Annotated in this window: 16 protein-coding genes; 8 read left to right on the top strand and 8 right to left on the bottom strand. The window is 58.3% G+C overall.

Going from position 1 to position 16,617, the window contains the following annotated elements:
* The first annotated feature begins 59 nt into the window (after window positions 1-59).
* Window positions 60-512, top strand: a complete 453-nt coding sequence (locus VSQ83_RS23175) for a YaiI/YqxD family protein (protein WP_019824452.1) — start codon at window positions 60-62, stop codon at window positions 510-512.
* On the opposite strand, the gene elbB is transcribed toward VSQ83_RS23175, so the two are convergent.
* Entirely contained in the window at window positions 513-1,178 is a 666-nt protein-coding gene (elbB, locus tag VSQ83_RS23170) for an isoprenoid biosynthesis glyoxalase ElbB (protein WP_133079094.1), read from the bottom strand.
* 108 nt (window positions 1,179-1,286) lie between these two features.
* Here elbB and VSQ83_RS23165 point away from each other — a divergent pair, with 108 nt between their 5' ends.
* The gene (locus tag VSQ83_RS23165; protein ID WP_326427605.1) at window positions 1,287-2,525 is read left to right on the top strand and encodes a sterol desaturase family protein; all 1,239 of its coding nucleotides are present in this window, start codon (window positions 1,287-1,289) and stop codon (window positions 2,523-2,525) included.
* Here the strand turns inward: VSQ83_RS23165 and VSQ83_RS23160 are convergent.
* Window positions 2,503-3,123, bottom strand: coding sequence for a DedA family protein (locus VSQ83_RS23160; RefSeq protein WP_133079092.1), 621 nt, complete (start codon window positions 3,121-3,123; stop codon window positions 2,503-2,505). The two genes, VSQ83_RS23165 and VSQ83_RS23160, sit on opposite strands and share 23 nt — an antisense overlap.
* Before the next feature lie 446 nt (window positions 3,124-3,569).
* Between VSQ83_RS23160 and ppk1 the strand changes: the two genes are divergently transcribed.
* Complete coding sequence (gene ppk1 / locus VSQ83_RS23155; RefSeq protein WP_133079091.1) at window positions 3,570-5,807, top strand: polyphosphate kinase 1; 2,238 nt, start codon at window positions 3,570-3,572, stop codon at window positions 5,805-5,807.
* A 61-nt stretch (window positions 5,808-5,868) separates the two neighbouring features.
* Here the strand turns inward: ppk1 and ppx are convergent, their stop codons facing one another.
* The 5 genes from ppx to VSQ83_RS23130 form a co-directional block, all read right to left on the bottom strand.
* A complete protein-coding gene (gene ppx / locus VSQ83_RS23150; protein WP_133079090.1) occupies window positions 5,869-7,371 on the bottom strand; it encodes an exopolyphosphatase in 1,503 nt (500 codons plus the stop codon).
* Between the two features lie 267 nt (window positions 7,372-7,638).
* Window positions 7,639-8,376 (bottom strand): amino acid ABC transporter ATP-binding protein, encoded by a 738-nt coding sequence (locus VSQ83_RS23145; RefSeq protein WP_326397205.1) that lies wholly within the window; start codon window positions 8,374-8,376, stop codon window positions 7,639-7,641.
* On the bottom strand, window positions 8,363-9,013 hold the full coding sequence (locus VSQ83_RS23140; protein ID WP_219262605.1) for an amino acid ABC transporter permease: 651 nt from the start codon (window positions 9,011-9,013) through the stop codon (window positions 8,363-8,365). Before VSQ83_RS23140 ends, VSQ83_RS23145 begins: the two co-directional genes overlap by 14 nt.
* Window positions 9,010-9,675, bottom strand: a complete 666-nt coding sequence (locus VSQ83_RS23135; protein WP_133079087.1) for an amino acid ABC transporter permease — start codon at window positions 9,673-9,675, stop codon at window positions 9,010-9,012. Before VSQ83_RS23135 ends, VSQ83_RS23140 begins: the two co-directional genes overlap by 4 nt.
* Before the next feature lie 21 nt (window positions 9,676-9,696).
* The gene (locus VSQ83_RS23130) at window positions 9,697-10,482 is read right to left on the bottom strand and encodes a transporter substrate-binding domain-containing protein (RefSeq protein ID WP_133079086.1); all 786 of its coding nucleotides are present in this window, start codon (window positions 10,480-10,482) and stop codon (window positions 9,697-9,699) included.
* Between the two features lie 256 nt (window positions 10,483-10,738).
* On the opposite strand from VSQ83_RS23130, the gene VSQ83_RS23125 reads away from it, so the two are divergent.
* From VSQ83_RS23125 to VSQ83_RS23105, 5 genes are all read left to right on the top strand, one after another.
* The gene (locus tag VSQ83_RS23125; protein WP_219262583.1) at window positions 10,739-11,446 is read left to right on the top strand and encodes a FadR/GntR family transcriptional regulator; all 708 of its coding nucleotides are present in this window, start codon (window positions 10,739-10,741) and stop codon (window positions 11,444-11,446) included.
* A 120-nt stretch (window positions 11,447-11,566) separates the two neighbouring features.
* On the top strand, window positions 11,567-11,896 hold the full coding sequence (gene trxA / locus VSQ83_RS23120; RefSeq protein ID WP_016783018.1) for a thioredoxin TrxA: 330 nt from the start codon (window positions 11,567-11,569) through the stop codon (window positions 11,894-11,896).
* A 233-nt stretch (window positions 11,897-12,129) separates the two neighbouring features.
* Window positions 12,130-13,389: a transcription termination factor Rho gene (gene rho / locus VSQ83_RS23115; RefSeq protein ID WP_003438291.1), complete on the top strand. Its 1,260-nt coding sequence runs from the start codon at window positions 12,130-12,132 to the stop codon at window positions 13,387-13,389.
* Between the two features lie 142 nt (window positions 13,390-13,531).
* Complete coding sequence (gene ubiD / locus VSQ83_RS23110; protein WP_133079084.1) at window positions 13,532-14,998, top strand: 4-hydroxy-3-polyprenylbenzoate decarboxylase; 1,467 nt, start codon at window positions 13,532-13,534, stop codon at window positions 14,996-14,998.
* Window positions 14,998-15,966: a CDP-6-deoxy-delta-3,4-glucoseen reductase gene (locus VSQ83_RS23105; RefSeq protein WP_133079083.1), complete on the top strand. Its 969-nt coding sequence runs from the start codon at window positions 14,998-15,000 to the stop codon at window positions 15,964-15,966. The genes ubiD and VSQ83_RS23105 overlap by 1 nt, the downstream gene beginning before the upstream one ends.
* 113 nt (window positions 15,967-16,079) lie before the next feature.
* On the opposite strand, the gene VSQ83_RS23100 is transcribed toward VSQ83_RS23105, so the two are convergent.
* Entirely contained in the window at window positions 16,080-16,559 is a 480-nt protein-coding gene (locus tag VSQ83_RS23100; protein WP_219262582.1) for a sn-glycerol-3-phosphate transporter, read from the bottom strand.
* Window positions 16,560-16,617: the final 58 nt, after the last annotated feature.

Genomic DNA, 16,617 nt, shown 5'->3' with positions numbered 1-16,617 from the left:
ACTCCATTCTGATTGGCTTGCAGGTGATAGCCTTGGCCCATTTTTCAGGAGTTACCCCCATGCGTGTCTGGATCGACGCAGACGCTTGCCCCAAGGCGGCGAAGGATCAGGTCATCAAGTTCGCCCTCAAGCGTCAGTTCGAGGTGGTGCTGGTGGCGGGGCAGAGCCAGATCAAGCCGACCTACGCGCTGGTCAAACTGATTGTGGTGCCCAGCGGCCCGGATGCGGCGGATGACTACTTGGTGGAGCACGCGGTGCCCGGTGAGCTGGTGATTTGCAGTGATGTGCCTCTGGCCGACCGGCTGGTGAAAAAGGGCGTGGCGGCGCTGGACCCGCGGGGCAAGGAGTTTGATCCGCAGAACATGGGGGAGCGGTTGGCGGTGCGCAATCTATTTACCGATCTGCGTGAGCAAGGTCAGGTCAGTGGCGGGCAAGGCGCCTATGGCGAACGCGAAAAACAGGCGTTCGCCAATGCTCTTGACCGCATCCTGACGCGGCTGGCGCGGGGCTGATCAGTTCTTTTGAGTGAGTTCCAGCACCCGATCAACCATCTTGTTGATGCCGGACGCTGCTTCGCTGATGGATGTGGCAAGCATGTAGGCCGGTGTGCTCACCAGTTTGCGGGCCTTGTCTTCGACAATTTCCGATACCTCGCACTCTTCGTGGGAGCCTCCCATCTTGGTGACTGCCGCAGCGGTATCGGCGTCCGTACCGATGGTGCAGATCACGCCAGGGCCATAAATCTTGGCGGCGATGGCGGGGGAAATACACATCAGGCCAATGGGTTTGCCTGCTTCGGCAAAGGCCTCGGCCACGCGCAGAACGTCAGCCTGGACCGTGCACGCGGCGCCTTGAGTGGCAAAGCTGGACAGGTTTTTGGCTGCGCCAAACCCGCCCGGTACGATCAGGGCGTCAAAATCTTCGACCCTGGCTTCACGAACATCCTTGATCTCACCTCGGGCAATGCGTGCTGATTCCACCAGCACATTGCGCGTCTCGGGCATTTGTTCGCCGGTCAGGTGGTTGATGACGTGCAGTTGCGCAATGTCGGGTGCAAAGCACTGCACTTTGGCGCCGCGCTGGTCGAGGCGCAGCAGGGTTATCACGCTTTCATGGATCTCGGCGCCGTCATAGACGCCGCAACCCGAAAGAATGACGGCAACTTTTTTTGTGGTCATGTCGGTCTCCTTGTTCATGGCGTTAATGTCGCCTGATTTGGCGCTTGATGCCATAGGGTTTCGCACTAAGTCCGCCTACGCTTGATGGATCGTCGGTCGGGGTGTGCCATGAAGCTGATTCTGTATGCAGTTCCGTTTTTCTTTGTGCTGATTGCTGTCGAGCTGCTGGCCGACCGCTGGCGCGGGATGCGTACTTATCGCCTGGCAGACACCATCAGCAGCCTGAGCGCCGGCGTGCTGTCGACCACCACCGGTTTGCTGACCAAAGGCGTAGGGCTGATCACTTATGCGCTGGCGCTGAAGTATCTGGCACTGCTGCAACTGCCGGAAGACAGCCTGTGGGTCTGGTTGTTTGCTTTCGTGTTCTACGACTTTTGCTACTACTGGCACCATCGTCTCGGGCATGAGCGCAATGTGCTGTGGGCCGCACACTCGGTGCACCACCAGAGTGAAGACTACAACTTGTCCACCGCCCTGCGCCAAACCAGTACCGGGTTTGTGTTCGGCTGGGTCTTTTACCTGCCGATGGCAGTGCTGGGCGTGCCGCTGCTGGTGTTTGCCACTGTGGCGACGCTTAACCTGCTCTATCAATTCTGGGTCCATACCCGGCATGTACCCAAACTGGGGTGGTTCGAGTGGTTCTTTGTGACGCCTTCCAATCATCGGGCTCACCATGGGCAGAATGCTTTCTACATGGATCGTAATTACGGGGGTGTGTTCATTCTCTGGGACCGATTGTTTGGCACCTTCCAGGAAGAGGACGACGCAGAGCCGGTTATTTATGGCGTGACTACACCGCTGAAAAGCTGGAACCCACTGTGGGCAAACTGGCAGTTTTATGGCCAGTTACTGGCCGATGCACGACGTACCCAACGCTGGCGGGACAAGCTGCGAATCTGGTTCATGCCCACGGGCTGGCGCCCGGCGGATGTGGCGATGAAATACCCGATGGGTAAACCGGATTTAAGCCAGTTCGAAAAGTTCGAGATCGCGTTGCCATTGCGTCAGCAGCTGTATATCGCGGTGCAATTCGCGGTTTATGTGGCGCTGGGCAGTTACTTGCTGAACGTGGGCGAGACATTGCCAACCCCGGCATTGATGCTGGGATGGGGCGCTATGGCGTTGGGATTGTTCGTGCTGGGTGCCGGGCTGGAGAATCGGCCCTGGGCGCTGAAGCTTGAGTGGTTGCGCCTGGCGCTTAATGTGCCGCTGGTCTGGCTGGCCCCTTGGGCGGGGCTGTGGCCGGCCAGCGCATTGGGCTGGGTCGGCCTGTTCAGTTACACCGTGTTGAGCGTGATGGGGCTGTACATGTGCCGAAACCGCATCACTCAGCTGGCGGGTTGCTGACCTCAACGCTGGTCTTGTTCTTCTCTTCAAGTGCAGTCTGTTTGGCCAGGCGCGCATTCTTGAAGCGGCGTCGGGCCCACAGGCACAGGCCGATCAGCAGCAGGGCACCAAGCACCCACAGCTCATACTTCTTGACGTTGCCCAGCAAGCCTTCGAGCACGGCGCCAAAGTGGTAGGCGGCGGTGGCCAGGGCGATGGCCCAGATGGCCGCGCCAATCCCGTTGAGCAGCAGGTAGCGGCCAGGAGGGTATCCCGACAGACCAATTGCCACAGGCATGACGGTGCGCAGGCCGTAGACGAAGCGAAAACTCAAGACCCAGATGTCCGGGTGCCTGCGAATGTGCTCCAGAGCCTTGTCGCCCATAAGTTGCCAGCGCGGTTTGCGCGCCAACAGTTTGCGGCCGTGCTTGCGCCCCAGGAAGTACCACAGCTGATCACCGGCATAACTGCCGAGGAACGCCACGATCATGACCAGTTTGAGGTCCATGTATCCGCGGAACGCCAAGAAGCCTGCGAGAACCAAAATGGTCTCACCTTCAAAGAACGTCCCTAGAAACAGGGCGAAGTAGCCGAATTCTTGAAGAAATTGTTGGAGCATTGTCTGGATGCTGGCGAAATGAACGCGCAGCCTACGCCTTAAGGGACGTTCGGGAAAGTATCGAAATGTGACTTAGCGTTAACAAATCCTACAAATCATGTGTATTTGACCTACATCATTAGCGTTGTCATCTAGTGTTCATGGCAAGGCGCTATAACCATGCGCGAGGTGATTATTGCCTCAAACCTGTGGGGACTGGCTTGCCTGCGATGGGGGCTATGCGGCCTGGCAGGCAAGCACGGGTGATGCCATCGCGAGCAAGCCCGCTCCCACATGCCGGTGCCTCTGGAAACAATTTCAATAAATCGCCCTCTAACCAGGCTCAGGCCCGCATAAAGCGCCTTGGAGCGGTTTAAACCCGCTGGCGTTGATGGCATTCTGACAACTTGACTGCTGGTGTCGCTTAACTGTTACGAGAGTCAAACCCGCTCTTACAGGATCATTCAATGAATACCGAAGGACTTGCTGAAATCGTTGCCACTGAAGCTCAGCCGATTGCTGAGCCAGTCTCTGAAACCCCGCCTGAACCTCAAGCCCCTGCGCCTGCCGTGGCCGAGACGCATGCGGCGGTGCATCCGGCGATTGCCGTTCCTGGCCTTGATGACAGCAGCCTGTATATCCATCGTGAGCTGTCGCAATTGCAGTTCAACATTCGCGTGCTGGAACAAGCGCTGGATGAGTCCTACCCGCTGCTTGAGCGGTTGAAGTTCCTGCTGATTTTCTCCAGCAACCTGGATGAGTTTTTTGAGATTCGTGTCGCGGGCCTGAAGAAGCAAATCACCTTCGCCCGTGAACAGGCCGGTGCTGATGGTTTACAGCCGCATCAGGCGCTGGCCCGCATCAGTGAGCTGGTGCATGGCCATGTGGATCGCCAATACGCGATCCTCAACGACATCCTGCTGCCCGAACTTGAAAAGCATCAGGTGCGCTTTATTCGTCGCCGGCACTGGAACACCAAGATCAAGGCGTGGGTACGCAAGTTCTTCCGCGACGAAATCGCGCCGATCATCACCCCGATTGGCCTGGACCCAACGCACCCGTTCCCGCTTCTGGTGAACAAGAGCCTGAACTTTATCGTCGAGCTTGAAGGCATCGATGCCTTCGGTCGTGATTCGGGTCTGGCGATTATCCCGGCACCGCGCCTGTTGCCTCGTGTGATCAGGTTGCCTGAAGAGGTAGGCGGCGCAGGGGACAACTACGTGTTCCTGTCGTCGATGATCCACGCCCACGCCGATGACCTGTTTCAGGGCATGAAGGTAAAAGGCTGCTACCAGTTCCGCCTGACCCGTAACGCCGATCTGGCGGTCGATACCGAAGATGTAGAAGACCTGGCCCGTGCCCTGCGTGGCGAGTTGTTCTCTCGTCGTTACGGCGATGCCGTACGCCTGGAAGTCGCCGACACCTGCCCCAAGCATTTGTCCGACTACCTGCTCAAGCAGTTCAGCCTGCATGAAACCGAGTTGTATCAGGTCAATGGCCCGGTGAACCTCACGCGTCTGTTCAGTATCACGGGGCTCGATAGCCACCCTGAGCTGCAATACACGCCGTTTACCCCGGCCATCCCGAAGCTGCTGCAGAACAGCGAGAATATTTTCAGTGTGGTCAGCAAGCAGGATATTTTGCTGCTGCACCCGTTTGAATCGTTTACCCCGGTCGTGGATTTGCTGCGCCAGGCGGCCAAAGACCCCCATGTACTGGCCGTGCGCCAAACCTTGTACCGCAGCGGTGCCAACTCTGAAATCGTGGATGCGCTGGTCGATGCCGCGCGTAACGGTAAAGAAGTGACCGCGGTGATCGAGCTGCGTGCGCGTTTTGACGAAGAGTCCAACCTGCAACTGGCCAGCCGTCTGCAAGCGGCCGGTGCGGTGGTGATCTACGGTGTGGTCGGCTTCAAGACCCACGCCAAGATGATGCTGATTCTGCGCCGTGAGGCAGGGGAGATCGTGCGTTACGCGCACTTGGGTACCGGTAACTATCACGCCGGCAACGCCAAGCTCTACACCGATTACAGCCTGTTGACCTCGGACGACGCGCTGTGTGAAGACGTAGGCAAGCTGTTCAGCCAGCTGATCGGCATGGGCAAGACGTTGCGCATGAAAAAACTGCTGCATGCGCCATTCACGTTGAAGAAGGGCATGCTCGACATGATTGCCCGCGAGACCCAGTTCGCGGTTGAAGGCAAACCGGCGCATATCATCGCCAAGTTCAACTCGCTGACCGACCCGAAAATCATTCGGGCGCTGTACAAAGCCAGCCAGGCTGGTGTGCGAATCGATCTGATTGTGCGTGGGATGTGCTGCCTGCGTCCGGGCATTCCGGGTGTCTCGCACAACATCCACGTGCGCTCGATTATCGGCCGCTTCCTGGAGCACACGCGGGTGTTCTACTTCCTCAACGGCGGCGAAGAGCAGATGTTCCTGTCCAGTGCCGACTGGATGGAGCGCAACCTCGATAAACGCGTCGAGACGTGCTTCCCGGTCGAGGGTAAAAAGCTGATTTTGCGGGTCAAGAAAGAGCTGGAGTGCTACCTGACCGACAACACCCACAGCTGGAGTCTGCAATCGGACGGCCGTTACATCCGTAACACGCCAACCGGTAACCAGAACCCGCGCAGCGCCCAGGCAACCTTGCTGGAGCGTTTGAGCCTGCCCGTATTGACGGTGAGCACCGGGCCTTCGGTATAACGCTGTAACCCCTGTGGGAGCGGGCTTGCCCGCTCCCACAGTTGGTTTGAATGGTGTCGGGTCAGGACACCGTCAGCACAATCCCGACCCGGGTCAGCCATTGAGCTTCTTGTTCGAAGTCGGCCTGGGTCAGGGGGTTTTGCTCAAGCCAGCCCTCGGGGAAGATCACCTCAAGGTGATCGCCCTCGGCGCGCAGCTTGACCTGCGAAGCTTCCTGGTTGCCACGGATGTGGTAGAACAGGATCGCAAAACGCAGCAGCACGCACAGGCGAATCAGCTTGATGCCGTCCTCGCCAAATTCGGCGAACTTGTCTTTTGGAATATTTCGACGATGACCGCGCACCAGCAGCGCGAGCATTAGCTGGTCTTCACGTGAGAAACCGGCAAGGTCGGAGTGCTCGATCAGATAGGCGCCGTGCTTGTGGTAGTGATAGTGGGCAATGTCCAGCCCGACTTCATGCACCTTTGCCGCCCAGCCCAGCAGTTCACGCCAGACACCGTCTTTGAGGTCCCACGACTTGGCGACTTGATCAAAGGCGCGCAGGGCTTTGCGTTCAACCCTGGCGGCTTGCTCGCGGTCGACGTGATAGCGGTCCATCAGCGAGCTGAGGGTACGCTCACGCACGTCTTCGTGGTGATGACGGCCCAGCAGGTCGTACAGCACGCCTTCACGCAGTGCGCCGTCACAGTGGTCCATGCGTTGCAGTTCAAGAGCGTCGAACACGGCTTCAAGAATCGCCAGCCCGGCAGGGAAAATGGTTCGGCGGTCGGGCTTGATGCCTTCAAAGTCGATCTTGTCCACTTCACCCAGCTTGAACAGCTTGCGCTTGAGCCAGGACAGGCCTTCGGCATTCACCTCGCCATTGCCATGACCGCCCGCCTTGAGGGCCAGGCCGATGGCCCGAATTGTGCCTGAGGAGCCGATCGCTTCATCCCAGGTCAAGCGGTGCAGGGCGTGCTCAATGCTCATGATTTCGAGACGCGCAGCCGTGTAGGCCTGGGCATAGCGAGCCGGGGTGATTTTACCGTCGCGGAAATAACGCTGGGTGAAGCTGACGCAGCCCATCTGCAGGCTTTCGCGCAGCAGCGGTTCAAAGCGCTGGCCAATAATGAATTCGGTACTGCCGCCGCCAATGTCGGCCACCAGGCGCTTGCCCGGCGTGTCGGCGAGGGTGTGGGAGACGCCAAGATAGATAAGGCGTGCTTCTTCGCGACCGGAAATAACTTCGACGGTGTGCCCCAGGATCTCTTCGGCGCGCACGATAAATTCGTTGCGGTTACGCGCCTCGCGCAATGCGTTAGTCCCCACAATGCGCACAGCGCCCAACGGCATGCCGTTGATCAGCTGGGCAAAACGCTTGAGGCAATCGAGCCCGCGTTGCATGGATTCTTCGGTGAGTTTGCGTTCTTCGTCGATGCCGGCAGCTAACTGCACCTTTTCACCAAGACGTTCAAGAATGCGGATTTCGCCATTCTGGGCCTTGGCCACCACCATGTGAAAGCTGTTAGAACCCAGATCGATGGCGGCGATCAGGGACGGATTCTTGGCTTGGGATTGGGGCATGGTTGAGGGGTCTCGGTCGATAACCTGAACATCGTGCCACGATCAAAGGCTCGCGCCAACGCGTGATGTCAGATGCATTGATATGAAGCACGAAAGCAATGACGTTAGCTCTTCCGGGATAATTCGTTTTTTTGTGTGCGATTTAAGTGCCGTGTCAGGTCGGTTTTTCTGTGGGCGCGGGCTTGCTTGCGATGCTATCAACACGGTGCATCTGACTCACCGCGTCGCCTTTATCGCGAGCAAGCCCGCTCCCACCGGAGGGATGGGTTAATCGTTCACCTCCACCGTCCCGATAAAATTCGCCAGTTCCGGGGTTTTCGGATTGGCGAACAGCTCTTTTGGATCGCCCACTTCATGCACCTTGCCCTGGTGCATGAATACCAGCTTGTCGCCCACCTCACGGGCAAAACGCATTTCGTGGGTGACCATGATCAGCGTCATGCCTTCGCGGGCCAGCTGGCGCACCACGCTGAGCACCTCGTTGACCAGTTCCGGGTCGAGGGCCGAGGTGATTTCGTCACACAGCAGCACCTTGGGTGACATGGCCAGCGCCCGGGCAATCGCCACACGCTGCTGCTGCCCGCCTGACAGACGCTCGGGGAACGCGTCGAACTTGTCGCCCAGGCCCACCCGCTCCAGCATTTCCCGCGCTAAGGCTGCGGCCTTGGCTTTGGGGACTTTTTGCACCACTTGCGGGGCGAGCATGACGTTTTCGCCCACGCTAAGGTGCGGGAACAGATTGAACTGCTGAAACACCATGCCGACCTTCTGGCGCAGGCTGCGCAAGTCGGCGCGGGCGGCGTCCAGGTATTCGTCATCGACTTCAATGACCCCGTCGTTAATGGACTCCAGCCCGTTCAGGGTTCTGAGCAGGGTGCTCTTGCCCGAGCCGCTGCGACCGATGATCGCGACAACCTGGCCCTGCTCGACGGTCAGGTCGATGCCTTTGAGCACATGGTGGTCGCCGTAATATTTATGCAGGGCGGTAACTCTAAGCAGAGGCATGCAGTTTCCTTTCCAGATGGCGCGCACTGAGCGACAAGGGGTAGCACAGGAGGAAGTAACCGAGCGCCACCAGGCCATAGACCATAAAGGGCTCAAAGGTCGCGTTGGCCAGCATGCTGCCGGTCTTGGTCAGTTCGGTGAAACCGATGATGGAGGTCACGGCAGTGCCTTTGATGACCTGCACTGAAAACCCCACAGTGGGCGCGATGGCAACCCGCAAGGCTTGCGGCAGGATCACATGGCGCAACTGCTCAAGCGGGCTCATGGCCAGGCTTGCCGAGGCCTCCCACTGGCCGTGGGCAATCGACTCGACACAGCCACGCCAGATCTCGGCCAGGTAGGCGCTGGTGAACAGCGTCAGGGCCAGCGCGGCGGCCATCCACGGCGAAATATCGATGCCCAGCAAGGCCACGCCAAAGAAGATCAGGAACAGTTGCATCAGCAAGGGCGTGCCTTGGAACAGCTCTATATAGCAGCGTGCCAGAGTGCGGGCGAAGCGGCTTTTGGAGATGCGCATCAGCAGCACCAGCAAACCGATCAGGCCGCCGCCGATAAACGCCACAAGTGACAGGGCGGCTGTCCACTGCAAACCCATCAGCAAATTACGCACGATGTCCCAGAAGGTGAAGTCCATCAGCGGCTCCTGCTCAGGTAACGGCGGCCGAACCCGTTCAGCAACTGGCGGATCAGCAAGGCCATGCACAGGTAGATCAGGGTCGTCAGGGCATAGGTTTCAAACGCCCGGAAGTTGCGCGACTGAATGAAATTGGCAAAAAAGCTCAGCTCTTCGGTGGCGATTTGCGAGCAGACCGCCGACCCGAGCATCACGATGATGATCTGGCTGCTCAAGGCGGGCCAAACCTTGGCCAGCGCCGGTTGCAGCACCACATAACGAAACGTCTCGAACCGGCTCATGGCCAGGGCCGATGCCGCTTCCAGCTGGCCTTTGGGGATAGCCTGAATGCCCGCACGAATTATTTCCGTGGAATAGGCGCCCAGGTTGATCACCATCGCCAGCACCGCGGCCTGCCATTCGCTGATGTGCACACCCAGGCCTGGCAGGCCAAAGAAGATAAAAAACAGCTGCACCAGAAACGGCGTGTTGCGGATCAACTCGACATACAGCCCGAACAGCGCAGCGAAAGGTCGAATATTCCACGCCCGGACCACAGCGCCGACAATCCCCAGGCTGACCCCGAGCACTGTGCCGATAGCGGTCAGCTCAAGCGTGAACAGGGCGCCACGCACTAACAGGTCGCTGTTTTGCAGCACCGGTAAAAAGTCGAACTGATAAGCCATGATTGACCTCGTCGCAAGCTATCAGAGGTCAGCGGGCAGCGGCTCTTTGAGCCATTGCAGCGCGTTTTTCTCCAGGCTGCCGTCAGCCTTGGCCGTGGCGAGAATCTGGTTCACTTTGTCCAGCAACTCGGGCTGGCCCTTGTTGACGCCCACGTAGACCGGCGAATCCTTGAGTTTGAGCTTCATCGCCGGGAGACGCTTGGGGTTGCGCTCGCTGATGGTGACCATCACCACGTTGCCACTGGCGATCAAGTCCACCTGGCCCGCCAGGTAAGCGGCGATGGTTGAGTTGTTGTCTTCGAAGCGCTTGATCGTGACGCCGGCAGGAGCCACGTTGGTCAGTTCGATGTCTTCGATCGCACCCCGGGTGACGCTGATGGTTTTACCCTTGAGGTCGTCCAGGGTTTTGATTTGAACGTCTGGCGGTCCAAACACGCCCAGGTAGAACGGCGCGTAAGCGTTTGAGAAGTCGATGACTTTTTCGCGATCCGGGTTTTTGCCGAGGCTGGAAATCACCACGTCGACTTTGCCGGTCGTCAGGTAAGGCACGCGATTGGTGCTGTTGACGGGGGTCAGCTCAAGCTTGACCTTGAGCTGGTCGGCCAGCAGTTTGGCGGTGTCGATGTCCAGCCCCCGAGGCTTCATGTCAGGGCCCACCGAGCCGAAGGGCGGAAAATCCTGAGGGACTGCGACCTTGAGCGTGCCGCGTGCAATTACATCCTCAAGGTCATTGGCGTGAGCCGGGGCCTGGCTCAGCATCAGGCTGGCGAACAAGGCGCAAATCAGGGCGCTGTAGCGCTGGGTCATGGCAACTCTCCGGGAACGGGCGGGCGGTGGTGTCTGTTTTGGACAGAGCACAGGCCATGCCAACAGGGGATTTATGGCCTGCGAAGCTGATGAAAGAAGGCTTGTGGTGGTCGGACTGGTCTGAACAGTGGTCGGGTTTTTTGCACCTCGATCGAGCGTTCGTTCCAAGGCTTGAACCGGCTTGGGGCGTGACTTGCCGAGCGTTGGCAATAGCTTTACAACTACGGCTTTCCTGAGCCGATCAAGCCGATTTGTGATGAATTCAAGCGCACGGGCCGTACCCGAAGTGGCATTGCTGGCCATTCGTAAATTGATCGTCGAGAACGGTTTTGTACCGGGCGATGCCTTGCCGTCTCAACGCGAGCTGGCCGTGCAACTGGGTGTCAGCCGGGCATCGTTGCGCGAGGCGTTGTCCTCACTCAGCGCACTGGGCGTGATCAGCGTGCAGCCGGGCAAAGGTGTGTATGTCCAGGCGGCAGATGAGCCCGCGGTCGTGACGCCGGCGGCGGACTGGCCCTTTGCGGCGCAGGCCTGCGCGCAGGATATTTTCCAGCTGCGTTACGCGCTGGAAGGCTTTGCCGCCGGGCTGGCGGCGGTGCGGTTGACCCGTGATGAACTGGACGTGCTGCAAGACAATGTCGAGGCAATGCGTCATGAATTGCGCGCCGAGGATTTTGAGCGGGCCGCGCAACTGGACTTCGAGTTTCATCAACTGATTCTGCGCGCCAGTGGCAATCAGGCAATGGCCAATATTTTGATTACCCGCGCCGATATTTTTCTCGAAAGCCAGAAGTTGCCGTTCATCCGCCGTGAGCGGGCGATGGAAACCTGGCAGGAACATCGCAAAATACTCCGGGCACTGGCCCGCCACGCCAGTGGCCCCGCGCATAAAGCCATGGGCGAGCACATTCGCCAGGCTGCGTCACGAACCGGGATAGTGTTCGTCACCCCTGCCGGCTCGTGAAGCGGGCGATATCCGCACTCATGCACCACTATAGTAAGAGTCAATCATCCCTCACCTTCCTGAACGCGGTGATGACGGCTATGATGTGCTACGTTTTTGCTTACAACCACGGAGACTTCCATGAGCAGCGATCTTATTAAACACGTCACCGACGCTAGCTTTGAGGCCGATGTTCTCAAGGCTGAAGGCGCTGTACTGGTCGACTACTGGGCTGAATGGTGTGGCCCTTGCAAAATGATCGCGCCGGTTCTGGACGAGATCGCAGAGACTTACAAAGGCAAGCTGACTGTTGCCAAGCTGAACATTGATGAAAACCAGGAAACCCCGGCCAAGCACGGCGTACGTGGTATTCCTACGTTGATGCTGTTCAAGAACGGCAACGTCGAAGCCACCAAGGTCGGTGCGCTGTCGAAGTCGCAGTTGGCTGCATTCCTCGACGCCAACATCTAAGCGTCGATAAAGGCCCCGCTAAATGCGGGGCTTTTTCATGGCTCAAGGACTAGACGCTATGAAACTCAAGTGGTACATTCGGCCCCGCACTGGTTTCTCCACTGCCCCCTGCAAGCCGTCGCCGACGCACTCCTTATCGAATTAGTACGCGATCCTGTCGCCTTCTCTGCGGCGCGGCCTCATTAAGCCAAAAGCTTAATTTCCCCCTCCATAAATGATTACGTCATTCCTATATGAACCTGACTGAACTCAAGCAAAAGCCGATTACCGAACTGCTCGAATTGGCCGAACAGATGGGCATAGAAAATATGGCCCGTTCGCGCAAGCAGGACGTGATTTTCTCCCTGCTCAAAAAGCACGCGAAAAGCGGCGAGGAAATCTCCGGTGATGGCGTGCTGGAGATTCTCCAGGACGGCTTCGGCTTCCTGCGTTCCGCTGATGCCTCTTACCTGGCCGGCCCAGACGATATCTACGTCTCGCCAAGCCAGATTCGACGCTTCAACTTGCGCACTGGCGACACCATCGTCGGTAAAATCCGTCCGCCAAAAGAAGGCGAGCGGTACTTCGCACTGCTGAAAGTCGACACGATCAACTACGATCGTCCAGAGAACGCGAAAAACAAGATTCTCTTCGAGAACTTGACCCCGCTGTTCCCGACCGTACGCATGAAGATGGAAATCGGTAACGGTTCCACCGAAGATCTGACCGGTCGTGTCATCGACCTGTGTGCACCGATCGGTAAAGGTCAGCGCGGTCTGATCGTTGCTCCGCCAAAAGCGGGCAAGACCATCATGCTGCAGAACATCGCGTCGAACATTTCGCGTAACAACCCTGAAGTGCACTTGATCGTTCTGTTGATCGATGAGCGCCCGGAAGAAGTAACCGAAATGCAGCGTACCGTGCGCGGCGAAGTGGTTGCCTCCACCTTCGACGAGCCACCAACCCGCCACGTGCAGGTTGCTGAAATGGTGATCGAGAAGGCCAAGCGCCTGGTCGAACACAAGAAAGACGTGGTGATCCTGCTCGACTCCATCACCCGTCTGGCCCGTGCCTACAACACCGTGATCCCGAGCTCCGGCAAGGTATTGACCGGTGGTGTCGATGCTCACGCCCTTGAGAAGCCAAAGCGTTTCTTCGGTGCTGCGCGAAACATCGAAGAAGGTGGCTCGCTGACCATCATCGCTACCGCGCTGGTTGAAACCGGCTCGAAGATGGATGAAGTGATCTACGAAGAGTTCAAAGGCACCGGCAACATGGAGCTGCCTCTGGACCGCAAGATCGCTGAAAAGCGCGTCTTCCCTGCGATCAACATCAACCGTTCCGGCACTCGCCGCGAAGAGTTGCTGACCGCGGACGACGAGCTGCAACGCATGTGGATTTTGCGCAAGCTGTTGCACCCGATGGACGAAGTCGCAGCTATCGAGTTCTTGATCGACAAGCTGAAACAGACCAAGACCAACGATGAGTTCTTCCTGTCGATGAAGCGCAAGTAAGTCGTCGCAGGCAAGCAAAAGCCGGGGAAACCCGGCTTTTTGCTGTCTGAGCTTTTTTGATCCGGGCAGCTCTCCCTTCTGAACAGACGGCTTGGGCGCTACACTCTGTCTCCCAACGCCACGGCCACTACGAGGCTCAAGCATGCAGTATCGCGACTTACGCGACTTTATCAGCGGCCTGGAAAAGCGCGGCGAACTCAAGCGCATCCAGGTTCCAGTGTCTCCCAAGCTGGAAATGACAGAAATTTGCGATCGCACTTTGCGCGCCAAAGGTCCGGCTTTGCTGTTCGAAAACCCGGTGGGTTACGACATCCCTGTGCTCGGCAACCTGTTTGGTACGCCGGAGCGCGTGGCCTTGGGCATGGGCGCCGAAGCGGTCAGTGAATTACGTGAAATCGGCAAGCTGCTGGCGTTCCTTAAAGAACCCGAGCCGCCTAAAGGTCTGAAAGACGCTTGGTCCAAGTTGCCGATCTTCCGCAAGATCATTGCCATGGCCCCGAAAGTCGTCAAGGACGCGGTGTGCCAGGAAGTGGTCGTTGAAGGTGATGACGTCGACCTCGGTCAGTTGCCGGTCCAGCACTGCTGGCCGGGCGATGTTGCGCCCCTGATTACCTGGGGCCTGACCGTGACCAAAGGTCCGAACAAGGAACGTCAGAACCTGGGCATTTATCGCCAGCAAGTGATTGGTCGCAACAAGGTCATCATGCGCTGGTTGAGCCACCGTGGCGGCGCGCTGGACTACCGTGACTGGTGCGAAAAACACCCCGGCCAGCCATTCCCGGTTTCCGTGGCCCTGGGTGCAGATCCTGCGACCATTCTCGGCGCCGTCACCCCCGTGCCGGACAGCCTTTCCGAATACGCCTTCGCGGGCTTGCTGCGTGGCAATCGCACCGAGCTGGTGAAGTGTCGGGGTAATGACCTGCAAGTGCCGGCCACGGCTGAAATCATTCTTGAAGGCGTGATCCACCCTGGCGAGATGGCCCCCGAAGGCCCGTACGGTGACCACACCGGTTACTACAACGAAGTCGACAGCTTCCCGGTATTTACCGTCGAGCGCATCACCCACCGGGTCAAACCGATCTACCACAGCACCTACACTGGCCGTCCACCGGATGAGCCGGCGATTTTGGGCGTGGCGCTGAATGAAGTGTTTGTGCCGATCCTGCAAAAGCAGTTTCCGGAAATTACCGACTTCTACCTGCCACCCGAAGGCTGCTCGTATCGGATGGCCATCGTGACCATCAAAAAGCAGTATCCGGGGCACGCCAAGCGCGTAATGCTGGGTGTGTGGTCGTTTTTGCGCCAGTTCATGTACACCAAATTCGTTATCGTCACCGACGACGACATCAATGCCCGCGACTGGAACGACGTGATCTGGGCCATCACCACGCGCATGGATCCCAAGCGCGATACGGTGATGATCGATAACACGCCCATCGATTACCTCGACTTTGCCTCGCCGGTTTCCGGCCTGGGTTCGAAGATGGGGCTGGATGCAACCAACAAATGGCCAGGTGAAACCACCCGCGAATGGGGCCGTGTCATCGTCAAGGATGAGGCGGTCACTCGCCGGATCGATGACATCTGGAATCAATTAGGAATAGATTGATGCGTGTAACCTTGCAGCCTTCAGGTGCGGTGCTGGAAACCTTGCCTGGCGAGCGAATTCTGGATGCGGCGCAACGTCTGGGCTATGAATGCCCGCAGAGCTGTCGCAATGGTAATTGCCACGTGTGTGCGGCCTTGCTGGTTGAGGGCCAGGTGGAGCAAGCGGGTGACGTGCGCGATCATGGCGAGTTTTATACCTGCCTGGCGGCCCCGCTTGAAGACTGTGTGGTGTTGTGGGATGGCGTGCTTGCGTTGGGAGAGTTACCGGTGCGTAGCCTGGCGTGTCAGTTGACCGAATGTGTCGATATGGGTGGCGATGTGTGGCGGGTGCGCTTGCGTGCGCCTGCAGGCAAGCCGCCGCGTTATCACGCCGGGCAATACGTGATGCTGGAGCGTGAAAATGGCGACAAGTCGGCATTTTCACTGGCCAGCGCCCCGCACTCGGGGCGCGACCTTGAGTTGCATGTGCTGGTTCGCGAGGACAGCGCCCGGCGCCTGATCGAACAACTGCAGCGCAACAAGATGGTCCGTCTCGAGCTGCCGTTCGGTGACACGCATTTGTCCGAATTGCCGGACGGCCCGCTGGTGCTGATCGCTGCGGGTACCGGCATGGCGCAAATGCACAGTTTGATCGAGCATTGCCGCGCAAAAGGGTTCAAGCACCCGGTGCATTTGTACTGGGGCGTACGTCGTCCTGAAGATTTCTACACCCTGGAAGAGTGGGAGCAATGGGAGAAAATCCCCAACCTGTTCTTGCACAAAGTGGTGAGTGATCTGTGCGGGTGGGAAGGTCGGTGCGGCATGCTGCATGAAGCCGTGTGCGAAGACATCAGCGATCTGGCCAGTGTGCATGTCTATGCCAGCGGTTCACCGGCGATGATCTACGGCACCCTCGACGCCCTGGTGGCAGCCGGCATGGACGCGCACCAGATGCGCGCCGACGTCTTTGCCTACTGCCCGCGGCCTTGAATGTGTGGGAGCGGGCTTGCTCGCGATGGCATCACGGCGGTCATGCAGGTAGACCGCGCCGTCTGCATCGCGGCAGGTTGAATCGTCGCACCGCCGTTCCCACAGGTTTTGCCTCAAAAACGTAAACCGGTGGTGATCATTGCGGCATTGAAGCCCAGCAGCACCAGCTCGACGGCTGCCGGGCCATAGTAGGCGCCGACCGAAGGAATGATCACCGGCGCTACGCCAAAGCGGTTAAGCGGGATCTTGTCCTGATATTCGCCGTGATAGCCTTCCAGCAGGCCGCCTGTGAGCTTCAAATACACAGGGTAGGTGTCGCTATCAAAGCGCTTGCCCGCATAGGCGTAATACGAACGCTGGCGAAATGAGTTGCGAAAGGTTGCCCCGCCAACTAACCAGCCTGAAGCGTCATGGCGCTCAATACCGATTAGATCCTGATTGTTGTTGTGCTCAGGGTCTGGCGAAAAGTGCCGGGTATAGACACTGGTTTGCAGATACCAAAACCCCTCTTTTTTTTGCTGTGCGTCATCTTGTGCCAGTGCGGAAGTGGCATACGCCAGTATCGCCAGGAAGCAAATCCCAAGTTTTCTCATCTACCTACCTCATTGGGCGTGCGCCTGCGGCCAGCAACTATAAAGGGATGACTTGAAC

The organism is Pseudomonas sp. DSV-1 (assembly GCF_035830915.1).
Lineage (GTDB): Bacteria > Pseudomonadota > Gammaproteobacteria > Pseudomonadales > Pseudomonadaceae > Aquipseudomonas.
The sequence above is the reverse complement of the archived record's forward strand: the minus strand, read 5'-3'. Positions and strand labels throughout refer to the sequence as shown.